The 20,925-nt window shown below is 45.7% G+C and carries 18 protein-coding genes and 3 tRNA genes; 13 read left to right on the top strand and 8 right to left on the bottom strand.

The features are described from left to right. Positions 1 to 197: 197 nt before the first annotated feature. Positions 198 to 2,306, top strand: coding sequence for a glycoside hydrolase family 13 protein (locus tag WKT17_RS09965; protein WP_291683460.1), 2,109 nt, complete (start codon positions 198 to 200; stop codon positions 2,304 to 2,306). 142 nt (positions 2,307 to 2,448) lie between these two features. Next, positions 2,449 to 3,192, top strand: coding sequence for a helix-turn-helix transcriptional regulator (locus tag WKT17_RS09960; RefSeq protein WP_173748110.1), 744 nt, complete (start codon positions 2,449 to 2,451; stop codon positions 3,190 to 3,192). A 58-nt stretch (positions 3,193 to 3,250) separates the two neighbouring features. Here WKT17_RS09960 and WKT17_RS09955 read toward each other — a convergent pair. The 3 genes from WKT17_RS09955 to WKT17_RS09945 form a co-directional block, all read right to left on the bottom strand. Next, a tRNA-Leu gene (locus tag WKT17_RS09955) sits at positions 3,251 to 3,337 on the bottom strand. A gap of 24 nt (positions 3,338 to 3,361) precedes the next feature. Continuing rightward, positions 3,362 to 3,443, bottom strand: a tRNA-Tyr gene (locus WKT17_RS09950). A gap of 62 nt (positions 3,444 to 3,505) precedes the next feature. Further along, complete coding sequence (locus WKT17_RS09945; protein WP_173748112.1) at positions 3,506 to 4,057, bottom strand: TetR/AcrR family transcriptional regulator; 552 nt, start codon at positions 4,055 to 4,057, stop codon at positions 3,506 to 3,508. A gap of 133 nt (positions 4,058 to 4,190) precedes the next feature. On the opposite strand from WKT17_RS09945, the gene WKT17_RS09940 reads away from it, so the two are divergent. After that, positions 4,191 to 5,093: a DegV family protein gene (locus tag WKT17_RS09940; protein ID WP_294542412.1), complete on the top strand. Its 903-nt coding sequence runs from the start codon at positions 4,191 to 4,193 to the stop codon at positions 5,091 to 5,093. 88 nt (positions 5,094 to 5,181) lie between these two features. On the opposite strand, the gene WKT17_RS09935 is transcribed toward WKT17_RS09940, so the two are convergent. Both WKT17_RS09935 and WKT17_RS09930 read right to left on the bottom strand, forming a co-directional pair. Continuing rightward, positions 5,182 to 6,873 carry an ABC-ATPase domain-containing protein gene (locus WKT17_RS09935; protein WP_294542414.1) on the bottom strand — a complete coding sequence of 564 codons (1,692 nt, stop codon included), beginning with the start codon at positions 6,871 to 6,873 and terminating at the stop codon, positions 5,182 to 5,184. A gap of 74 nt (positions 6,874 to 6,947) precedes the next feature. Next, a tRNA-Arg gene (locus WKT17_RS09930) sits at positions 6,948 to 7,021 on the bottom strand. 228 nt (positions 7,022 to 7,249) lie between these two features. Between WKT17_RS09930 and WKT17_RS09925 the strand changes: the two genes are divergently transcribed. Next, a complete protein-coding gene (locus WKT17_RS09925) occupies positions 7,250 to 7,954 on the top strand; it encodes a DUF975 family protein (RefSeq protein WP_294542416.1) in 705 nt (234 codons plus the stop codon). Between the two features lie 32 nt (positions 7,955 to 7,986). Continuing rightward, entirely contained in the window at positions 7,987 to 8,589 is a 603-nt protein-coding gene (locus tag WKT17_RS09920; protein ID WP_173748120.1) for a hypothetical protein, read from the top strand. A 79-nt stretch (positions 8,590 to 8,668) separates the two neighbouring features. On the opposite strand, the gene WKT17_RS09915 is transcribed toward WKT17_RS09920, so the two are convergent. Beyond that, positions 8,669 to 9,256, bottom strand: a complete 588-nt coding sequence (locus WKT17_RS09915; RefSeq protein ID WP_294542417.1) for a TetR/AcrR family transcriptional regulator — start codon at positions 9,254 to 9,256, stop codon at positions 8,669 to 8,671. Positions 9,257 to 9,458: 202 nt separating this feature from the next. Here WKT17_RS09915 and WKT17_RS09910 point away from each other — a divergent pair, with 202 nt between their 5' ends. Beyond that, positions 9,459 to 12,410, top strand: coding sequence for a YhgE/Pip domain-containing protein (locus WKT17_RS09910; RefSeq protein WP_294542419.1), 2,952 nt, complete (start codon positions 9,459 to 9,461; stop codon positions 12,408 to 12,410). Between the two features lie 119 nt (positions 12,411 to 12,529). Here WKT17_RS09910 and WKT17_RS09905 read toward each other — a convergent pair whose 3' ends face one another. Next, positions 12,530 to 12,901 (bottom strand): metal-dependent transcriptional regulator, encoded by a 372-nt coding sequence (locus WKT17_RS09905; RefSeq protein ID WP_173748126.1) that lies wholly within the window; start codon positions 12,899 to 12,901, stop codon positions 12,530 to 12,532. A gap of 194 nt (positions 12,902 to 13,095) precedes the next feature. Between WKT17_RS09905 and WKT17_RS09900 the strand changes: the two genes are divergently transcribed. From WKT17_RS09900 to WKT17_RS09875, 6 genes are all read left to right on the top strand, one after another. Next, positions 13,096 to 13,488, top strand: coding sequence for a winged helix-turn-helix transcriptional regulator (locus WKT17_RS09900; RefSeq protein WP_291682516.1), 393 nt, complete (start codon positions 13,096 to 13,098; stop codon positions 13,486 to 13,488). Positions 13,489 to 13,579: 91 nt separating this feature from the next. Next, positions 13,580 to 14,599 (top strand): ABC transporter permease, encoded by a 1,020-nt coding sequence (locus WKT17_RS09895; RefSeq protein ID WP_173748130.1) that lies wholly within the window; start codon positions 13,580 to 13,582, stop codon positions 14,597 to 14,599. Next, a complete protein-coding gene (locus tag WKT17_RS09890) occupies positions 14,580 to 15,563 on the top strand; it encodes an iron chelate uptake ABC transporter family permease subunit (RefSeq protein WP_294460684.1) in 984 nt (327 codons plus the stop codon). The genes WKT17_RS09895 and WKT17_RS09890 overlap by 20 nt, the downstream gene beginning before the upstream one ends. Then, complete coding sequence (locus tag WKT17_RS09885; RefSeq protein WP_173748139.1) at positions 15,560 to 16,312, top strand: iron ABC transporter ATP-binding protein; 753 nt, start codon at positions 15,560 to 15,562, stop codon at positions 16,310 to 16,312. Before WKT17_RS09890 ends, WKT17_RS09885 begins: the two co-directional genes overlap by 4 nt. Positions 16,313 to 16,349: 37 nt before the next feature. Beyond that, positions 16,350 to 17,354, top strand: coding sequence for a siderophore ABC transporter substrate-binding protein (locus WKT17_RS09880; protein ID WP_291682519.1), 1,005 nt, complete (start codon positions 16,350 to 16,352; stop codon positions 17,352 to 17,354). Between the two features lie 238 nt (positions 17,355 to 17,592). Then, positions 17,593 to 18,477: an AraC family transcriptional regulator gene (locus WKT17_RS09875; RefSeq protein WP_291682521.1), complete on the top strand. Its 885-nt coding sequence runs from the start codon at positions 17,593 to 17,595 to the stop codon at positions 18,475 to 18,477. A 14-nt stretch (positions 18,478 to 18,491) separates the two neighbouring features. Here the strand turns inward: WKT17_RS09875 and WKT17_RS09870 are convergent, their stop codons facing one another. Next, positions 18,492 to 18,824 (bottom strand): antibiotic biosynthesis monooxygenase family protein, encoded by a 333-nt coding sequence (locus WKT17_RS09870; protein WP_173748145.1) that lies wholly within the window; start codon positions 18,822 to 18,824, stop codon positions 18,492 to 18,494. 241 nt (positions 18,825 to 19,065) lie between these two features. Here WKT17_RS09870 and WKT17_RS09865 point away from each other — a divergent pair, with 241 nt between their 5' ends. After that, the gene (locus tag WKT17_RS09865; RefSeq protein ID WP_173748147.1) at positions 19,066 to 20,925 is read left to right on the top strand and encodes a sialate O-acetylesterase; all 1,860 of its coding nucleotides are present in this window, start codon (positions 19,066 to 19,068) and stop codon (positions 20,923 to 20,925) included.

Raw genomic sequence — 20,925 nt, 5'->3', positions numbered from 1 at the left:
AGAAGAAATACCTTCTCCAAAAACGCCAGTCGAAAGATTGGCGTTTTTACTTTATCCGGAAAAGCTGTGAAAAGATGATGTTTTCGGGAAAAAGTAGTTGTATATGCAGATTGGGTGGGATAAAATAAAAGCATGACAGAAATTCGGCAAATCAGGAAATATTTCTGTGCTTTGCGCGAGAATAGAGAGGATTCAGTATGGATTACAATAATCTGGCAGAAACAAAAAGGATTCAGGAATATGTGGCAAATATGCGCTCGGCTTTTCATAAACGTGCCGTGTTCAGCGATGAAACGGAAAATTACCGGACGCCGGCAGAACCGGAACCGGGAGATACGGTGAATATCCGTATCCGGACAAAAGAGAAGAACGTAGATGCCGTTTATCTGGTATCAGGAGAAAAAAAACAGCAGATGAAGCTGATAAATACAAAAGACGGTTTTGATTATTACGGAACAGACGTAGAACTGCAGAATGAATCAATCCGTTATTTTTTTGAGATTATTTCCGGAAAAATCCACTGCTATTATAACCAGGCAGGGATTACCAGGGAGATAGATGAGCATTATTCCTTCGGGATTGTGCCGGGATTTCAAACGCCGGACTGGGCCAAGGGAGCCGTCATGTATCAGATTTTTACAGACCGGTTCTGTAACGGCGACCCGTCCAATGATGTGGTAACCGGAGAGTATTGTTATATTAATGAAAAAGTACAGAAGATAGAAGACTGGAACCGTCCGCCCCAGGCTATGGACGTCAGGGACTTTTATGGAGGGGATTTGCAGGGGGTCATGGATAAACTGGACTATCTCCAGGATTTGGGCGTGGAGGTTATTTATTTCAACCCGCTGTTTGTATCCCCCTCCAATCACAAATATGACATTCAGGATTATGACTACATTGACCCTCATTATGGGAAAATTGTCCATGATGGAGGTGAGGTGCTGGCAGACTGGGATAAGGACAATTCCCATGCTTCCCGTTATATCTGCCGTGTGACCGGAAAGGATAATCTGGAAGCCAGCAATGCCTTCTTCGCAGAAGTGGTGGAAGAAATTCATAAAAGAGGAATGAAGGTAATTTTAGACGGTGTGTTCAATCACTGTGGTTCCTTTAATAAGTGGCTGGACAGAGAGCGGATTTACGAAAACCAGCAGGGGTATGAAAAGGGGGCCTATGTGTCCGCGGACAGCCCGTACCGCTCCTTTTTCCGCTTCAACAATCCCAATGGCTGGCCTTATAATCAGGATTACGACGGGTGGTGGGGACATGCTACCCTGCCTAAGCTGAATTATGAGGAATCAAAGGAATTGTATGATTACATTATGCATATAGGAAGAAAATGGGTTTCCCCGCCTTATAATGCAGACGGCTGGCGTCTGGATGTGGCGGCTGATTTGGGACACAGTGACGCGTACAATCATCAGTTCTGGCGGGATTTCCGAAAAAATGTAAAGGAAGCAAATCCCAATGCCATTATTCTGGCAGAGCATTACGGAGATGCAAGGCCCTGGCTGGAAGGAGACCAGTGGGATACCGTCATGAATTATGACGCCTTTATGGAGCCGGTGACCTGGTTCCTCACCGGAATGGAGAAGCACAGCGACGAATACAATGAGGGCATGTATGGAAACAGTGACAGCTTTATCGGGGCAATGAAGTATCATATGGCCAGCTTCTATGGGCCGTCTCTCATGACCGCTATGAATGAGCTTTCCAATCATGACCATTCCAGATTTCTGACCAGAACTAACTTTAAAGTAGGACGCGTGGGAACTCTGGGAAGTGAGGCGGCGGAAACAGGCGTGAATAAAGCGGTTTTCCGGGAAGCAGTTGCCATCCAGATGACCTGGCCGGGAGCACCCACCATTTATTACGGCGACGAGGCGGGCTTGTGCGGCTTTACAGACCCGGATAACAGGAGAACGTATCCCTGGGGCCGGGAGGATAAGGAACTGATTGCTTATCACAAAGAAATGATAAAGATTCACAAGGAAAACCGGGAATTGATTACAGGATCCCTGCGGTTTCTGGCAAATGATTATCAGCAGTTAAGCTACGGAAGATTTACAGAAAAGGAAAAAATGGTGGTTACGCTGAATAACACCAGTGAGACGAAAATGGTGGAACTGACCGTATGGGAGTTGGGGATTCCGAGAACCAGAACGGTGAAATTCCGACAGCTTATGGTAACCGGAGACTTTGGGTACAGTCCGGTGAAAAAAATTCACGAGTGCAGGGCCGGTGTGCTGCATCTCGAGGTGCCGGCACATGGGGCTATCCTGGTGAAGTGTGTGCTGGAGTAGAAAATTGGAAAATAGGACGAAAAACCTTTGAAATCAGGGGCTGCAAAGAATATTTGCACAGGAATTTTTGCAATGTAAAAGGCCTTTGATAGACACGATTCATTTTCTTCAATAGAATTTCCGTAAAGGGAGGCGAACTATCATGACACTTGGAAAGAATATTCAAAAAATAAGAAAGGAGGCACATCTGTCCCAGGAAAGTTTTGCAGAGATGCTTCACGTCTCAAGGCAGACCATCTCGAATTGGGAGAATTCAAAAAGTTATCCGGATTTGGAAACCATAGTAAAGATTAGTGATAGTTTTCACATTTCCTTGGATATTTTATTGAAGGAGGATTTGGTTATGGTAAAAACATTTGATAGCGAAGTAAAGAGTACCAGAAAATATGCAAAGGCGCTGACGATAATAGCGAGTGCTTTTGCATTGCTGGTTGGAAGTTTTGTGATTTATTCATGCGTGTATTTCCATACAAAAAGTAAATTGGAGGGGAATTTCGCGGAACAGTTACAGGAAAATGACTTCTATAAAAACAGAGACGGATACTATTCTATGAATTATGCGGATGGAGTGGTGTATAGTGTTCCCAATCAATCTATGCCAGGACTGTTGGATTTTACTTTGAACTTTCATCTGAGCAATTTGTATTGCGATATGGAACTTGAAGATACTTATGTGGAAATTATGTGGAGAGACAGTCATGAGTTTTCTGCTTCGGCCATTACAAAAAAAGATAATAAAGTAGTAGGAAGCACATCCGGATTTACAGAAAGTGATTTTGCGGATGCGAAGAAGTTGGGAGAGGAACTGGGTGTTTCAGAAGAAAAAATGAGTGAAATCATTGAAAAAGGAAATGAATTGTACGAAGATTTTTATGGGAAGCAGTAGTACGTTTCCATGACAGGATGTACAACTTTGTACAGGATTTTGAAGCACATCATCAAAGTGCCGCAGACCAGAATCGAACTGGTACGGGAGTATAAGTCCCGCAGGATTTTAAGTCCTGTGCGTCTGCCTGTTCCGCCACTGCGGCATTTTGTGTCTTTTTGAAACACAATGGGCGATGGTGGATTCGAACCACCGAAGGCGTTGCCAGCAGATTTACAGTCTGTCCCCTTTGGCCACTCGGGAAATCGCCCATGTCATATTGTCTTTGACCATTTCAAATTATATCACACATCAATGAAAATGCAAGTATTTTTTAAGATTTTTTGTCAGGAAAGCGGTGGTTTTTCACCTGGTCATAAACAAGGGAGGCAATGGTTTCCGGCCTTTCTTCCATACCGTCTTCTATCCAATGCATAAAAAGGTTATAGAGTGCGCCGGAATAGTAATAAAGCCGGTATTTGTCCAAAGAGGTGCTTTGCTGGGCGGCGGTAACGGAAATCATGTATAAATCCAGTCCTTTCAGCAGAATCTCAGCTCGATTGGCTTTTTTCAGACAGAGGACATAGTCCTTGTATTTCTGCAGATATTTGAGGCTGTATAGGATATGTTCATAACTTTGAAAATCAGAGAGAAAGGAAGGACCCTGCAGTTCCTCGGCATATTCTTTGACAATACGGTACATGTAGTCCATGAGGATGTCGTCCTTGCATTTGTAATGGCGATAGTAGGACATGCGGGATACCCCGGCGCGGCTGGTCAGGTCTGTAATGCTGATAGAGTTGTAATCCTGGGTCTGCATAAGCTGGAGCAGTGCGTCCATAATGCAGTTTTTGGTAAATTCCTTCGAGGCAGATGTGGTTTTCATGAACAAAAACTCCTTTTTGTAACAGTTTAAAGGCTGCATGTTGTTTTAGAAGAGATTTAGTGTTACAATCGTAACATTATCTTATAGAAAGAATAACAAAAATTTGCGAAGAAAGCAAGAAAGGCTGGAGAAAATGAAATTTGGAATTGTCAGCGACAGCTCCTGTGATTTGGTGGAGCGTTATACAGAAGAAGAAAAGGTCTCAATTGTGCCTTTTTATGTATCCTTTGACGGGGAGCATTATTTGAAAGAAGGAAAAGAAGCAAAGATTACAGATTTTTATCAGAAGATGGCCGATAATCCGGACTGCTATCCTAAAACCTCCATGCCTTCTGTGCAAGATTATATGGAGGTTTTCCGCCCGTTTGCAGAGCAGGGACTTCCTGTGCTGTGCATTTGTCTGACGCAGACATTCAGCGGTTCTATGCAGGCGGCAATCAATGCAAAAGCAGAGTTGGAAGAGGAATTTCCGGAAGCCAGAATTGAGATATTGGATTCCCAGCTTGTGACCGGACTTCAGGGACTTTTGGTAAAGGAGGCCGTGGGTCTTAGAAATGCAGAGGCGGAGTTGGACGAGGCCTTAGAGAAATTAAAGGAAATCCGTAGTACAGGGCATATCTTTTTTACGACAAAAGACCTGAAATATCTGGAGCATGGCGGCAGAATCGGAAAAGCGGCATGTCTGGCGGGAAGTATGCTGAATATTAAGCCTATTCTCCACTTCTGTGATGCAGAACTGGGTTCTACAGAGCTTTGCAGAGGGAGGAAAAAATCTCTGCATAAAATTATAGAAAAATTTCTTGCCTATGTGGAAAGCAACAAAATTTCCCTGGAGGACTATAATCTGATAACCGGGGAGGGGCTGGCTGTTGAGGAATACCAGATATTTAAGGACGAACTGAAATCAGCCCTTTGGGAACACGGCTGCAAAATGGAGTCCTGGGAAGAAATACAGATTGGAGCCACCATTGGCGTACATACGGGGCCGTATCCGCTGGGCGTGGGGATTTTAAAGAAATGTAAGAGGGAAAATTGAGTCAGAAATATTTTTTGAGCAGGCAAAAGGTTGTGCTGAAACCACCACTTTTTGCCTGCTTTCTTTGTGAGCTTCATCTATTGGAAGGTTATCTCCGATACCGGTTAAAGCAGGAGAAGATTTCCTGCCGTCTGGGCATGGCCAGTCCGCAGGGGGTATAGGAACTGCTGCAAATTCCTGCCAGACCTTCTTTCTCCAGTTTGTCCTCCAAAAGGCGGATAACCTGGGAAACGGTTTTCTTGTTGTCAATGAGATGTTCTCTGGCGTATTTCAGCAGTTGTGCCAGTGCAGCAGTCTGTTCAGAATCTGCAAGCTGCTCGATATAGCGCAAATCTACCGTTTCTTTTCCTATAGAAAAGGAATCCCTTCCATGTGTTTTCAGCTTCAACTCTTTATAAGAATCTCTTTTGACTGCAGGGGCAGTCATTACTCTTTTGAAATCCGGCATGGAAAAGACCGGGACGGAAGCAGGAGGAAGAGGATAGTCTGCACACAGGTCTTTGACTTTTTTGGTGATGTCCAAAACCTGGTAGCTGTCCATCTGGATAATGGTATCCGCAATGTGGAAGAAAGCCCCGGAACTTCCGGCCACCAGAATGGTGGAGATACCGCATTCTCCGTATAAATCCCGGGCCCGTTCCAGAAACGGCGTAATAGGCTCTTTTTCCCGGCTGATAACCTGCTGCATAAAGGTATCCCGTACCATAAAGTTGGTGGCAGAGGTATCCTCATCCAGAAGCAGCAGTTTTGTACCGGCTTCCATGCCTTCCACAATACCTGCCGCCTGGGAGGTGCTGCCGCTGGCATCTAAGGTGGAGAAGCAGTGGGTGTCCTTTTTGTTCGGCAGGTCGTTGATAAAAAGGGAAATGTCCACATCTTTGATAAACCGTCCGTCTTCAGAACGAAGTTTCAGAGCTGTGTCATCAGTGATAACGTACTCTCTGCCATCTCCGGCAATGTGATTGTAGACTCCTGTTTCCAGGGCGTCCAGCAAAGTGGATTTCCCGTGGTATCCGCCTCCGGCAATGAGCGTAATACCTTTGGGAATCCCCATACCTGCCAGAGTTCCCTTATGGGGAAGGTGCATTTCTACCTGCAGAGAGAGGGGGGAGACAAAGGGAACGCTGTTTTTCATGGGTTTCTGAGAAACGCCGCTTTGTCTCGGGAGCACGGCCCCGTTGGCAACAAAGGCCACAAGATTCTGTTTTGTCAGTTCCTTGCGGATAAAACTCTGGTCTTCTGCCAGAAAAATTACTTCTTCTACGGCTTTTTTGTTCAGATTTTTGTAATACAGGGATTTCTGTACACATACCGGAAGAAACTCAAAGAAGATTTTTTCCAGTTCAAAGGCGTTGATGGTTCTTCCATTGGCAGGAAAACCTACTGTAAAGCGGACAACCAGTTCTTTTTGGGAAATCTGGCAGGCTGTGCGGTCTAAGATTTCCTGTCCGCAGTGGGTGGTGGAAATCAGACCGCTTTTTCCCGAGCCTTTGGCTTTAAAGCTATAGCCGGCAATTTGCTCCTCGAACTTGCGGAGAAGATAATCCTGGAGAGCAGTGCGGGTTTCTGCAGAGGCAAAGCAGAAGTCCGGAAATCCGGCGCGGCTTTGGGGAATGCGGATACTGATGTGGGAAGGGGAAGCGAATGGATCGCCCTGCACATGGTCAATGGAAAGCTGATAATCTCTGAAATCATAAACACCCTTCAGGGTTTTGTAAGCAGGATAGCTTTTTCGGTTGATAGACGAAAGCTGCTGCTTTAACTGAGACGAAGTAAACATATAAAAACTCCTTTCGCGGTAGAATACTCTGCTGTATAACAAAAAAACCTTATGTCCTAAGACATAAGGTTTTACGTGCGTTAGAGGATTCGAACCCCCGACCTTTTGGTCCGTAGCCAAACGCTCTATCCAGCTGAGCTAAACGCACATTTGTTAACTGTTTTCCTCAGCAACAAAAATTATTATAAGGGAAGAATAATGAAATGTCAACACTTTTTTCGAAAAATATTTATTTTTTTTCGAGGCAAATATTGTGGAAATTTTATAGAATCTGTAGTACTATAATAATAAAAAAGTAGAAAGCAGAAATTTTCTGACATTAAGGCAAATTTGTAAGTGCATTTAAGGTGAGAAAATGGGAGAAGGAGGAGCGAGCATGGAATATGGACCGAATTGGAGCAGGGTGCAGTTGAAAACAAGCGCAAAAGAAGTCTTTCGGAGAAATTATGGCTCATGTGTTCTTGCAGGTGTGATTTTGTCGCTGCTTTCAGGGGCTGTAAGTATAGTACAGAAGAGGCAGACAGACCAATATTATATCGAATGGGGTGTAGTAATCAGTATCGGTTTGATTGCCCTGCTGGTGGAAATTCTGGTGTTGAATGTTTTCATGGTGGGCGGCTGCCGTTTCTTTGTAGAAAACAGGGATTATAACGCTCCGGTGTCAAAGGTTTTGTTTGGTTTCCAGGGAGGCCATTACGGAAATGTGGTATGGGTGATGTTTCTCATGGGTCTGAAGATTGTTCTCTGGACGCTGCTGTTTATCATTCCGGGAATTATCAAGACCTATGAATATATGATGGTTCCCTACATTCTGGCAGAGCAGCCGGATATTGACCAGGCAGACGCCTTTGCGATTTCCAGACAGTTGATGATGAATCAGAAATTTGATGCTTTTGTGCTGCACCTTTCTTTTATCGGATGGGATTTGCTGGCGGTTTTCACTTGCGGAATTGTGGGGATTTTCTGGTCTATTCCGTATTACTATGCAACGGAAGCAGAACTTTATGCAGTATTGCGAAATGCATGGCTGCAAAGGAAGAATCCGGGTGATGGACAGGGAATGCAGGGGGAGAATTTATAATTTAGAGAATGAAGGATAAAGGGGAGAACGACATGGAACAGGAAGTGAATTTTCGTAGCTCTGTAGGAGGCTACAAAAAAGATGATGTGATTGAATATGTGGAAAATACAAATGAGGAAATTTTCCGCATGAAAAAAGAGAGGGAAGAGGAGGCCGCAGGTTATCAGGCGAGAATCCAGGAACTGGAGGCGCTTTTACGGCAGGAGGAGACCAACAGTTCTCAGTTGGCAGAGGAACAGAGCCGGAAGCTGCAGAGACTGGAAGGGGAGAATCAGAGGCTGCAGGAAGACCTGGACAAGATGGAAGCCAAGTGGAAGAGCGCTTACGAAGAATATGTCCGCACGGATAATGAGAAATGCCTATTAAAGGATAAACTGGCAAGAGAAATTCTCCGTCTGCGGGGTGAAAATCAGACCCTGCGGGAAAAATGGAAGGAAGCAGAGCGCCAGATTGGTTCTCAGGCAGATTATGAAGCGGTTCACAATGCAGTTTCCGAAGTGCAGTATAAGATTGCAGAGTATGTGAATGCAATCAATAAAACGCAGCAAAGTCTGGCAGATACTTATCAGGGGATGAACAGTATTAAGAAAAAACTGGCGGCGAAGATGACCGGAGAAAAAGAAGAAGCAAAATAAAAAAGCAGAACTGTGGCATGAAAGGCAAAGGCGACCTTCATGCGGCAGTTCTGTTTTTTCATGATGTTTGAAGCAGCCTTTACTCAGCCGGAGTCTGGGAAGTGAAGGCTTCGATTGTATGCATAATGAGTTGGAAAGCAATCCGGGCCATTTCCTGAGGGGATTCACCAGTATCGGAATTGAGCCAGGCTTTGATTAAACCAACACAGCCGGTAAGGCAGAAGGCGTAGGAATATTTCAGGGTTTGGATATTATCCGGGAAAGTTGTCTTCAGCACATCAAGGCTGTGTACGGAAATCAGATTTTCCATTCTGTGGATAAAGGCAATATCTCCGTTTGTGCCGAAAAGAGCATTGCAGATGTCCTTGTTTTCAGCCAGAATCCGAAAGATATCTTCTACAAAGGGCAGGCTGTCTTCAGTAAAAGGGCTTACCGGGTGGGCGTGAATGGCGTCCCGGATTTCTATGGTCAGTTCGTCTTCAATGGAATGGAGCAAATCGTAGATGTCTGTATAGTGCAGATAAAAGGTAGAGCGGTTAATATCCACTTCGTTTACCAGTTCTTTTACAGTAATCTCTTTGATGCTTTTTTGCTGCATGAGCTTTGCCAGCCCCAGTTTCAGCTGATTTTTTGTTTTTCTTACACGGCGGTCAGTTTTCTCTGCCATGGTAAATCCCCCTTCTTCTGTAGAATCTTAAAAAAATATAAAATATAGACACAAAGATACTAAGTGTCTAGTAATAGACAAAGTATAGGGCTATTAACGGTTGCCACTTCCTATCTCCTTTAGTATAATGCAACTTGAAAAAATAATCAACACAATATCTATTAAACTATGTTGAGTCTATAATGAGAAAGGAGATAAAACAATGCTCAGGCGAGAATGGAAAAAGCTTTTAAGCAATAAGATGATGCTCATAGTCGTCCTTGCCATTATTGCAATTCCTACTATTTACACAACGCTTTTTCTGGGCTCTATGTGGGACCCCTACGGTAACGTGGATAAGCTGCCGGTGGCGGTGGTGAATGAAGACCAGCCGGTGACTTATGAAGGAGAAACTCTGGACGTAGGAAAACAGATGGTGGACAATTTAAAGGAAGACGGTTCCCTGGATTTCCATTTTACAGATGCAGATACGGCCAGAGAAGGGCTGGAAGACGGTACTTATTATATGGTTATTACCATTCCAGAGAATTTTTCTGCCAATGCGGCAACGCTGACAGACGACAAACCGCAGAAAATGGAATTGAGTTATGACACCAATCCGGGTACAAACTATATTGCTTCCAAGATGAGTGCAACAGCCATGGAAAAAATCGAAAGCAGTATTCGGGAAGAAGTGACAAAGACATATACGGAGGCAGTTTTTGAGCAGATTTCGGAAGCGGGAGACGGTATGCAGGAGGCGGCCGATGGTTCCGGAAAATTAAAGGATGGTGCCATAGAACTGGCAGAAGGCAATCAGACCATTACGGACAATCTGAAAACCCTGGCAGACAGTTCCCTGACGTTCCGGGACGGCAGCAAAACCCTGACAGAAGGGCTGAAAACCTATGTAGATGGCGTGAGCACAGTAAACAGCGGGGCAAAAGAGCTGGACAGCGGCGCCGCTTCCTTAAAAGACGGCCTGGACCAGTTAAATGGCCAGCTTCCCACTTTGACAAGCGGTATTGCCGCACTTTCTGACGGAACGACACAGCTTGCCCAGGGAGCGGAAACTGCAAAGCAGGGAAGTGCTGCTTTGAAAAGCGGTACAGAGCAGGTGGATGACAATCTGCAAACCTTAAATGCCGGACTTTCTACCCTCCAGGCTGCTACTGCAAATCTGCCGGCGCAGACAGCACAGCTGGATGAGGGCGTGGGAAGCGTGCAGGCGGGTACGGAAAGCCTGCAGGCAGGACTGCAGGACCTGCAAAGTGGTGTGGAACAACTGGCGCAGAGTACAGATACAGTCAGCAGCCAGCTTCAGGCAGGCAATACACAGGCGCTTGCTCAAATCCGTGCAGGCGCACAGAGCATGAAGGATAAGGTGGACGCATTTCTGGGAGCCATGGGCGGCGGTCAGACTACAGGTACGGTGCAGACTGCGGATGTGTCCGGAATTCAGAATGAACTGCATGAGATTGCAGGAGGAAAAGACAGCGCAGATGCCGGTGCGGCGGCAGCAGCTCAGGCAGCAGCAGATACCGGCGGGGCAGGCGCTGCAGATGTTTCTTATTTGTATGATTCTCTGAATCAGGCGGTAGAAGCCCAGGATATGGATGCAGTGGCTGCTATTGCAAACGAGGCCATCGCGGCAGCCCAGAGCAATAAAGAGGCAGCGGATGATGCGTCAAACCGTCTTGCGGCAGCAGGCGAAGCGCTGAATAACAGCAGCGCGGCGCTTACGCAGGCAGGAGAAACGCTGGGAAGGGCAGCGGAGACCAATGCAGCAGGAACAGGCGTTTTGCAGAGCCAGCTCCAGGAGATGTCAGCAGGACTGCAGCAGATTATTGACGGCACCAATGCAGCAGAGGCTCAGTTGAATGCTGGTGTAAGCTATGGTCTGGGTCAGCTGAAAGAAGGTGTAACCCAGCAGATTCAGCCGGGTATTGCCAAGCTGACAGCAGGAGCCGGAAGCTTAAACCAGGGTACTTCGGCTGTTAAGGCAGGGACTTCTGCTCTGGCAGCTTCTTCGGGTGAACTGACGGAAGGTATTCAGTCGGCGGCAGCAGGAGGACAGCAGTTGAAGACTCAGGGAACGGAGGCATTGAAGTCCGGTGCGGCAGCTTTAGACGATGGATTGGCTGCGCTGCAGAAGGGAAGCCGGGATTTGGATTATGGCGTACAGACCCTGGCAGGAAGCGTTCCTACACTGACCGGAGGTGTGAGCCAGCTTGCAGACGGTTCTTCTCAGTTAAAGGACGGCACTGCTTCCCTGGTACAGGGCACAGACCAGCTGACTGCGAACAACAGCACTTTGTTAAGCGGCAGCAGCCAGTTGGGAGACGGTGCTAAGCAAATCAGTGATGGTGCAAATCTTCTTTATGAAGGCAGTCAGACTCTTGGAAATGGCATGAAACAGATAGAAGAAGGCAGTCAGACTCTGGAAGAGAGCCTGGCAGATGGCGCTGAAACAGTGAAAGATACCAAAATGGGAGAGGACACCGTTGACATGTTTGCTGCTCCGGTGGATATTCACGAGACACAGATTACCACTGTGGAAAACAACGGTCACGCTATGGCGCCTTATATGATGTCTGTGGCTTTGTGGGTTGGCTGCATCGCATTCAGCCTTATGTATCCGCTGACAAAATATTCAGGCAAACTTACCTCCGGTACTGCCTGGTGGGCAAGCAAGGCCTCTGTACTTTATCTGATTGCCATTTTGCAGGCAATCGTTATGGTCTTTATGCTCCATGTGTGTGATGGATTTGAGCCTGTGGAAATGGGCAAAACGCTTGCAGTAGCATGTGTGGCATCCCTGGCCTTTATGTCTGTCATGTATTTCTTTACCAACACCTTTGGCAAGGTGGGAAGCTTCCTGATGTTGGTATTTATGGTCATTCAGCTGGCTGGTTCGGTGGGAACCTATCCGTTGGAACTGTCCGGTTCCTTTGTGCCGTATCTCCATGACTGGGTACCGTTTACCTATACGGTAGAAGCGTTCCGAAGCACGATTTCCGGCGGAGAGAGCATACAGGGAGCCATAGTGTTCCTGGCAGTGATTTTCGTAGTGTTCACAGCGCTGACTATTTTGGAATTCCAGATAAGAACAAAGAAAATCAGAGCGAAGAAGCATACCCTGGGTGAGTGGCTGGAAGCGAAAGGCCTGGCATAAAGAGTTTCAAAACAGAAAAATAAGGGATATAGAAAAAAGTAAAATTGTGAAAGGCAGTCAGGTGCGCATCCTTACCTGACTGCCTTTCATGGATTTTGGTGTTTAAAATTTCCCAGGTATTATTTTTTCTGGGATTCCGTATGCCGTTTAATAGCCTGAAAACTTTCTGTGCTGATAACATGCTCAATACGGCAGGCGTCTTCGGCGGCAACCTGGGGGTCCACGCCCAGATGTACCAGCCAGGCGCTTAAAAGCTCATGACGCTCATATATTTTTTCCGCAATAGCGCGTCCGGCTTCTGTCAGTGTGATAAAGCCCTCCCGGTCCACGTTGATGTATCCGTTTACACGGAGATTTTTCATAGCAACGCTGACGCTGGGTTTAGAAAAAGAAAGCTCGTTGGCAATATCTATGGAACGCACCTGAGGTTTTCGTTTTCCGATAACCAGAATGGTCTCCAGGTAGTTTTCAGCGGATTCATGTATTTCCATGTTGTTGCTCCTTCCGTAAAATATACTATTAACAGGATAGCATATTTTGTTTGGGAGTTCAAACAAAAAAACAGATATCGGGAAAAGCAGAGGAAAATCCGGTGGATATATGGAAAGAGAAATTCCTTGCAAAATTTCCCGGGATACTATAAAATGCAGAAGTGATTTTGCAAAAAATGTGAAAGGAGACATGCATGTCAAATAGAAAAACGGAAGTTGTCTGCCCTCTGATTTTTGCTAACCGTATCATAGGCGGGAAGTGGAAAATGAGAATTCTGTGGCATATTATTCACGGAGAGAACCGGTTTGGAATTCTGAAAAAGTGTATACCGGAAATTTCGGAAAAGGTGCTTTATACCAATCTCCGGGAACTGGAGGAAGAGGGAATTTTGCATAAAGAGGTGGTGAAGGAGCAAAAGCCGGCCATTGTGTTTTATCATCTTAATGAAGAATATATGGAAATAAAAGAAATCTTATGTGCCATCTGTAAGCTGGCGAAACGGCATGCCGACAAAAACGGAGAACCGATACAGGAAGATACTTACCAGAAAGTAAGGTATTGCACGGAGGGGCCGGATTGTGTATAGTTATCCACGAACCGCGTAACCGGGCAAAATTTTTTTGAGTCTGGGTTAGCCTCAGCTAACAAAAGCGCGGATGAAAACAACGGGAGGTGTCATGATAAGAAAACATTTATCAACGATTCTCTTATTTTCGGTTCTGGCAGTGCTGGCTGTGGTATCTTTGTTCATCGGTGTCATTGATACAGATTTATCCTCTCTGCTTACAGGAGAACCGGAAGTATGGAAAGTATTTCTGATTTCCAGAATACCGCGGCTTTTGGCGATTTTGTGTACCGGAATCGGTATGAGCACCGCAGGGTTGATTATGCAGCAGCTGTGTATGAATAAATTTGTATCCCCATCTACGGGGGCTACGATTTCCTCTGCGCAGTTTGGAATTTTGCTGGCCCTAGTGTTTCTTCCCAATTCCACATTGTGGGGAAGAGCGTTTTTTGCCTTTACAGCAGCAATTCTGGGAACCTGGATTTTTGTCTGGTTTATCCAGCGAATACAATTTAAAGATGTGGTTCTGGTTCCGCTTGTGGGAATTATGTTCGGAAACGTCATTGGAGGACTTACGAATTTTCTGGCATACAAGTATGAAATGACCCAGGCGTTATCTACCTGGCTGGTAGGGCATTTTTCCATGGTGCTCAGAGGACGGTATGAAATTGTGTACATGACCGTGCCTCTGGTGATTCTGGCTTTTGTCTTTGCCAATCATTTTAACATTGTGGGGCTGGGAAGAGATTTTTCTAAAAACCTGGGAATTCCCTATAATCTTGTGCTCTTTATGGGAATTACCATTGCGGCTATGATTACGGCGTCTGTGGTGGTTGTGGTAGGTTCGATTTCCTATATCGGTCTGATTGTTCCAAACATTGTAGCCATGTTTAAGGGGGACAAGATTCGGGGGACTTTAATCGATACTGCGCTTTTCGGAGCTTTGTTTGTTCTGGTGTGCGACATCATCGGAAGAGTGGTGATTATGCCTTACGAACTTCCTATAGAACTGATTGTGGGAAGTCTGGGCAGCATATTGTTTATTTTACTGCTGTTATACCGTCTGAAAAACGGAAGAAAAGCTATTCGGCTGGGAAAAGGAGGGACTGGACATGGGCAGTGCGGTGCATAAAGCAAATAAAAGAAAGCTGTTCCTTATGCTGCTGTTGGTTGCAGTGGCGGCAGCAGCCTATCTGACTGTGGATGTTTCTTTTTCCAATGAAAGGCTGTTTCGCTACGCCATGAAAATCCGGATTCCCAAGCTGATTGTCATGCTGATTACAGCCTTTGCAATCGGGGGCGCGTCTATTGTCTTTCAGTCCATTATCAACAATACCATTGTAACACCCTGCCTTTTGGGTATGAATTCCCTGTATACGCTGATTCATACGGCTGTGGTCTTTGTGGCAGGCTCAGGAAGCTTTCTGGTGGTAAACGCCAATGTTTCCTTTGCCGTAGATTTGACACTGATGGGCATAGCGGCTACGGTGATTTACAGTTATCTTTTTAAGAAAACCAAGAACAACATTCTGTATGTTCTGCTTATCGGAACCGTGCTGACATCCTTTTTCGGAAGTATTCAGAGCACGCTTATCCGGGTGATGGATCCCAATGAATACGACAGCCTTCTGGCAACGTTGGTGGTCAGCTTCAGTAATGTAAATTCGGAGATTATTCTGTTCTCTCTGGTGCTTCTGGGAATGATTATATTCTGGCTTCGCAGGGAACTGGCGCTTCTGGATGTGCTGACACTGGGGCGGGACCAGGCCATTAATCTGGGAGTGGACTATGACCGTGCCATCCGCAAACTTCTGCTGGGAGTAGCCCTTTGTATTGCCGTAGCCACAGCTATGGTAGGACCGATTTCCTTCCTGGGACTGATTATTGCCAATTTATCCCGGCAGCTTATGCGGACTTACCGACATTCCCAGCTGATTCTGGGGTCTGCCCTCTTTGGCATGATTGTACTGGTAGGCGGGCAGATGATTGTGGAACAGGTATTTGTATACGCAGTTCCGGTCAGCGTATTTATTACAGTAGGAGGAGGAATTTATTTCCTGTATCTTCTGCTGAGAAGAGGAGGTGTCAGACAGTGAAAATTCAGGAACTGAAGAAAGAATATGACGGGAAAACCGTGGTGGATTCCGTATCCTTTGAGATTCATAAGGGAAAGGTGACAGCCCTGATTGGACCTAATGGGGCAGGAAAGTCTACGGTTATGAGTATGATTTCCCGGCTGATTGCAAAGGATGAAGGGCTGATAGAATTAGAGGAAAAAAGTCTGGAGAACTGGAAAAGCAGGGAACTGTCCAAACATCTTGCGATTCTCACACAGAGCAACCATATCCAGATGAAACTGACGGTGAAAGAGCTGGTTGCCTTCGGACGCTTTCCTCATACAGGCGGAAGACTTACCCCGAAGGACAGGGAAATCATCGACCAGGCTATCGATTATATGGAATTAAAAGAATTTGAAGACCGTTTTCTGGACGAACTTTCCGGCGGACAGCGGCAGAGAGCCTATATTGCCATGGTTATTGCCCAGGATACCCAGTATGTGCTTTTAGATGAGCCCACCAACAATCTGGATATTTATCATGCTACCAACATGATGAAAATGGTGCGAAAATTAAGTGATGAACTGGGAAAAACCGTGATTTTGGTGCTTCATGAAATTAATTATGCCTCTTTCTATTCCGATTATATCTGTGCTTTTAAAAACGGAAAAATCGCAAAGTACGGAACCGTAAAAGAAGTGATTCAAAAAGAGGTGCTTTCGGAAATTTATCAGGTGGACTTTGAGATTATGGAAATCGAAGGGAAACCATTGTGTATCTATTATTAACTATCAACGAGAAATAACAGAGAAAAGGAGACAAAGAATGAAAAAATTTGCAGGTGTATTACTGGCAGGAGTGATGGCTGTGGGACTGACAGCCTGCGGACAGAGCGAGGACACACAGAAGGACACGAAAGAAACAGCAGCAGAAACGTCAGGGGTAACGGCAAAAGAAACAGAGACACCTGAAAGTATTACGATTAAATCTCTGAATGCCAATCAGGAAGAGGTGGATTTAGAGGTGCCGTATGACCCGGAAAGAATTGCTGTGCTGGATATGGCGTCACTGGATATTCTGGACAATCTGGACCTGGGAGACCGTGTAGTCGGCTCTGCGACTACGTCTTTGGACTACCTGACAGATTATGTGGATAATGACAAGGTGACAAATCTGGGAACAATCAAAGAGGCGGATATGGAAGCGGTCATGGAGTGTGACCCGGATGTTATCTTTATTGGCGGACGCCTGGCTTCCTCCTATGATGCTTTAAGCGAAATTGCGCCTGTAGTGTATCTTTCTACCGACAGTGATTTGGGTGTGGTAAAAAGCGTGAAAAAGAATGCAGAAACCATTGCTTCTATGTTTGGTCTGGAAGATGAAGTGCAGAAAAAAACAGAAGGATTTGACGAAAGAATTGCGGCGCTGGCTGAAAAAGCAAAGGGAAAAACAGCTTTGGTGGGTATGACGACAAGCGGCAGCTTTAACCTGATGGGTAATGACGGAAGATGCTCTATGATTGGTGTGGAAGTGGGCTTTGACAATCTCACAGCCACAGAAAGCACTTCTACCCATGGCAATGAGGCTTCCTTTGAAACCGTTGTAGAGAAAAATCCGGACTACATTTTTGTTATGGACCGGGACAGCGCTATTGGGGCAGACGGGGCACAGACAGCAAAAGAAATCATGGAAAATGAACTGATTATGGGAACCGACGCTTATAAAAACGGACATCTGGTGTATCTGGAGCATCCGGCTGTCTGGTATACAGCAGAAGGCGGCATTACAGCGCTGGATATTATGATTTCGGATTTGGAAGACAGTATTTAAGACAGCTTTCATGTGGACTATTGTAAATGATGTTATACAGGCGGACCGTTTGTGTATAAAAGTATGGAGCAGGAAATCTGGAAACAGATATCCTGCTTTTTATATAGGTAAATCTGTGAGATTTCATTATCCGGGCACAAAGGTACAGGAACTAAAAGCCTATTTGCAATAATATGTTGGTACAACATAAGAAAGTATGTTACAATCATGGCAGCAGAAAAAGGTGGTGGAAGAAACGATGATAGAAATATTAGACGGAATGTATGAAACCATTAACTACGGAGATTCTCTGGGAATCCGGCTGTTTCATAATGATGAATATGAGGATTATCCTGAACACTGGCACACCGGGATTGAGATGATTATGCCTGTGGAAAATGGTTATACGGTCTGCGCAGGCAAGGAAAATTATGAACTTAGAGAAAATGATGTAATTATTATTAATACCGGAGTACTCCACAGTCTGAAAGCACCGGAAACAGGCAAAAGAATTATCCTGCAGTTCAGTGCTTCTTTGCTGTATTCAGTAAAGGAAATGGAGACCCTGCTGGCTTTGCTGCCTCCCATTGTGTATATTCCTTATGATGCAAAGGACGAAAAACTGTATGAATTTGTGCGGAGCAGAATGGACAGGATTGTGACGGAATATGATGAGAAGAAGACGTTTCGGGAATCCCTTATCTATGCCCAGCTGATTGAAATGTTTGTGACTTTGGGCAGAGTGGTTATGGAAGGGCTGTATGAGAAAAATGAGATTGTGTCGGACGGTCAGGCGACGAAGCATAAGGAGTATATGGAGACTGTTATGGGAGCCTGTAATTACATCAACCAGCACTATCAGGAAAATATTACGCTGGAAGAGGTGGCGTCTGTCAGTGGGTTTTCCAAATTCCATTTCACCAGAATTTTCAAACAGTGTATGGATATGACGTTCTATGAATATCTGAACGAGAGACGGATTACTAAAGCGGAGGAGCTGCTCTATACCACTGTGCTCAGTGTGACGGACATTGCCATGCAGTCAGGCTTTTCCTCTATCAGCGCCTTTAACCGGACATTTAAGACCATGAAAGGATGTTCGCCCAGCGAATACAGAAATAAGCTGTTTGTTTCTAAAGAGTAATCTTTCCCGAAAGATTACTCTTTTATAAAAGCCTTATCTGCCTCCGGAATACCGGATTCCTCAGATATATAACGTTCTACTTTCATATGTAAGTCGTATTTTTCCCGAAGTTCTGCAATTTTTGTCATCATAGGGGAGCCATGATGAACATCTAATGCATGCTGGTCTTTCCAACTGTCAATTAAAAGCACGGTTTCCTTATCCTTCATGGGAAAAAAATATTCATATCGAAGATTTCCTTCTTCTGCACAAATAGCATCCACCACTCCGTTTGCAATCATTTCTTCTGCAAATTTTTTCGCATTTCCATTTTTTCCGCTGTAATAAATATTCACTGTAATAGCCATTTTTTTACCTCCGTTTGTTTCTGTCTGTTATTTATTTTACCATAAGGCAGGATAATCGTCTACTTTGCCGTTTTGCACAAAAACTAAATATATTTCAGCAGAAAAAAGCAAGAAATGCACAGAAAGAGGCAAGATTTCAGCGGTGTATCAGACAGAAACAGGATATGATAGAGAAAATGGAAAAACTATGCCGGAAAGGGAAAAGGTAAGACAAAGAAGAGGTTAAAGGAGTGTGGAATATATGAGTACATATGGAATCAGGCTTCCGAAATTGCTGCAGAAGGGCTGTGTCCTGCAGCGGGGAGAGAAAACCAGAGTCTGGGGCTGGTGTGACCCGGGACAGGAGGTGCAGATTCAGTTACAGGGAAAGAATGGAAGCGCTTTGGCAGACGCGCAGGGACGCTTTGAAGCATACCTGGAAAATCTGCTGCCGGGCGGTCCGTTTACATTAAAGCTGCAGGCAGGCACAGAAATGCAGGAAGTGACACCGGTGTATGTAGGAGATGTGTTTGTCTGCGCAGGACAGTCCAATATGGAACTGCCTATGAACCGGGTACAGGAGCGCTATCCGGAGGAATTTGCAAAAGGAGGATGTCCGGGGATTTTCGTTTATAAGGCTGTGGAAGACGCAGAGTTTACTGCGCCGCTTGAGGACCACCGGGAAGGGGCCTGGCATACCTGCATGGGAGAAGAATTACAGGATGTTTCTGCCTTTTCCTACTTTTTCGGAAAATTTGTGAAAGAAAAATATAAGATACCGGTAGGAATCATCAATACCAGTCTGGGAGGAACTCCGGCAGAGGCCTGGACAAGCAGAGAGGGGCTGCAGGATTACCCGGAGCTTTTGGCAAAGACCGCGTATTACCGGGACAAAGGCTTTCGGGAACAGTATCAGAAAGGACAGGACGAGCGGGAGAAGCAGTGGCACGAGGCTCTTGCAGAGCAGGAAACAAAGACGGCAGAGGCGCCCTGGCAGAAACTGCAGGTTCCGGGGATTTTCGCAGACCAGGGACTGGATCATTTTTCCGGTCTGGTATGGCTGAAAAGAGAGTTTGAGATAGCGGAAGGCGCAGGTGAGGCCGGGCTTTTGCGTCTGGGGACTTTGACAGAAAGCGATAAGACTTATATCAACGGAGTAATGGTAGGTGAGACAGGCTACCGCTATCCGCCCCGCCGCTACCAGATTCCCGAAGGACTTTTGAAAAAGGGAAAAAATGAAATTGCAATCCGCCTTGTGGTGCGGGAAGGAAATGGCAGGGTAACGCCGGAAAAGGCCTATGAACTTGTGACAAAGACGGGAGTGCGCATTCCTCTGGAAGGAACCTGGGACTGCCAGATTCGGGCGGTGTCCCAGCCGGGACAGGAACTGATTTTCTTCAGCCGTATACCTTCGGTCATGTTTCAGGGAATGACGGCCCCCTGTCTGCCCTATACGGTAAAAGGTGCGGTCTGGTATCAGGGAGAATCCAATGACGTGGCGCCGGATTCTTATGAAGCACTTTTAAAAAACATGATAAGGGACTGGAGAGCGCACTGGAAACAGGAAAAGCTGCCCTTTATCATTATCCAGCTTCCAAACTGTGATGTGGATATTGCGCCGGGAGAGGCCTGGCCGAAAATCCGGCAGGCACAGAGCCGGGCAGGAGAACTTTGTGACACGGCGGTGACCGTGAATCTGGATTTGGGAGAAGATTATGACCTGCACCCATTGAATAAAGAAGGGGTGGCCCGAAGAGCCTTTCTGGCGGCGCAGAGCTTGATTTATAAAGAAAATGTGGTATGGGAAGGCCCTGTACTGGAGGAGATAAAACAGCAGGAAAGAGATTGGATACTACAGTTTGATACCAGAGACGGGAATGCGTTGGAGCCTCAGGGAAAGACGCTGGAACAGGTTTTTGAAATCATGGATGAAAAAGGAAACATACAGAGCGTACCGGGACTGGTTTGCGAAAACCGGGTGATACTGAAATGTCAAGATACAGAAACGGTAAAAGCAGTGCGGTATGCATGGAAATCCGCGCCGGGAAAAGAACTTCTGTACAACCGGGCGGGACTGCCGGCAGGGCCGTTTTGCAGAGAAACAGAAAGAAGGGAGCGTTAG

The sequence above is a fragment of the Blautia sp. HCN-20427 genome (assembly GCF_037890365.1).
Lineage (GTDB): Bacteria > Bacillota > Clostridia > Lachnospirales > Lachnospiraceae > Blautia.
Note: the sequence above shows the minus strand (reverse complement) of the source record. Positions and strands in the feature narration are given on the sequence as shown.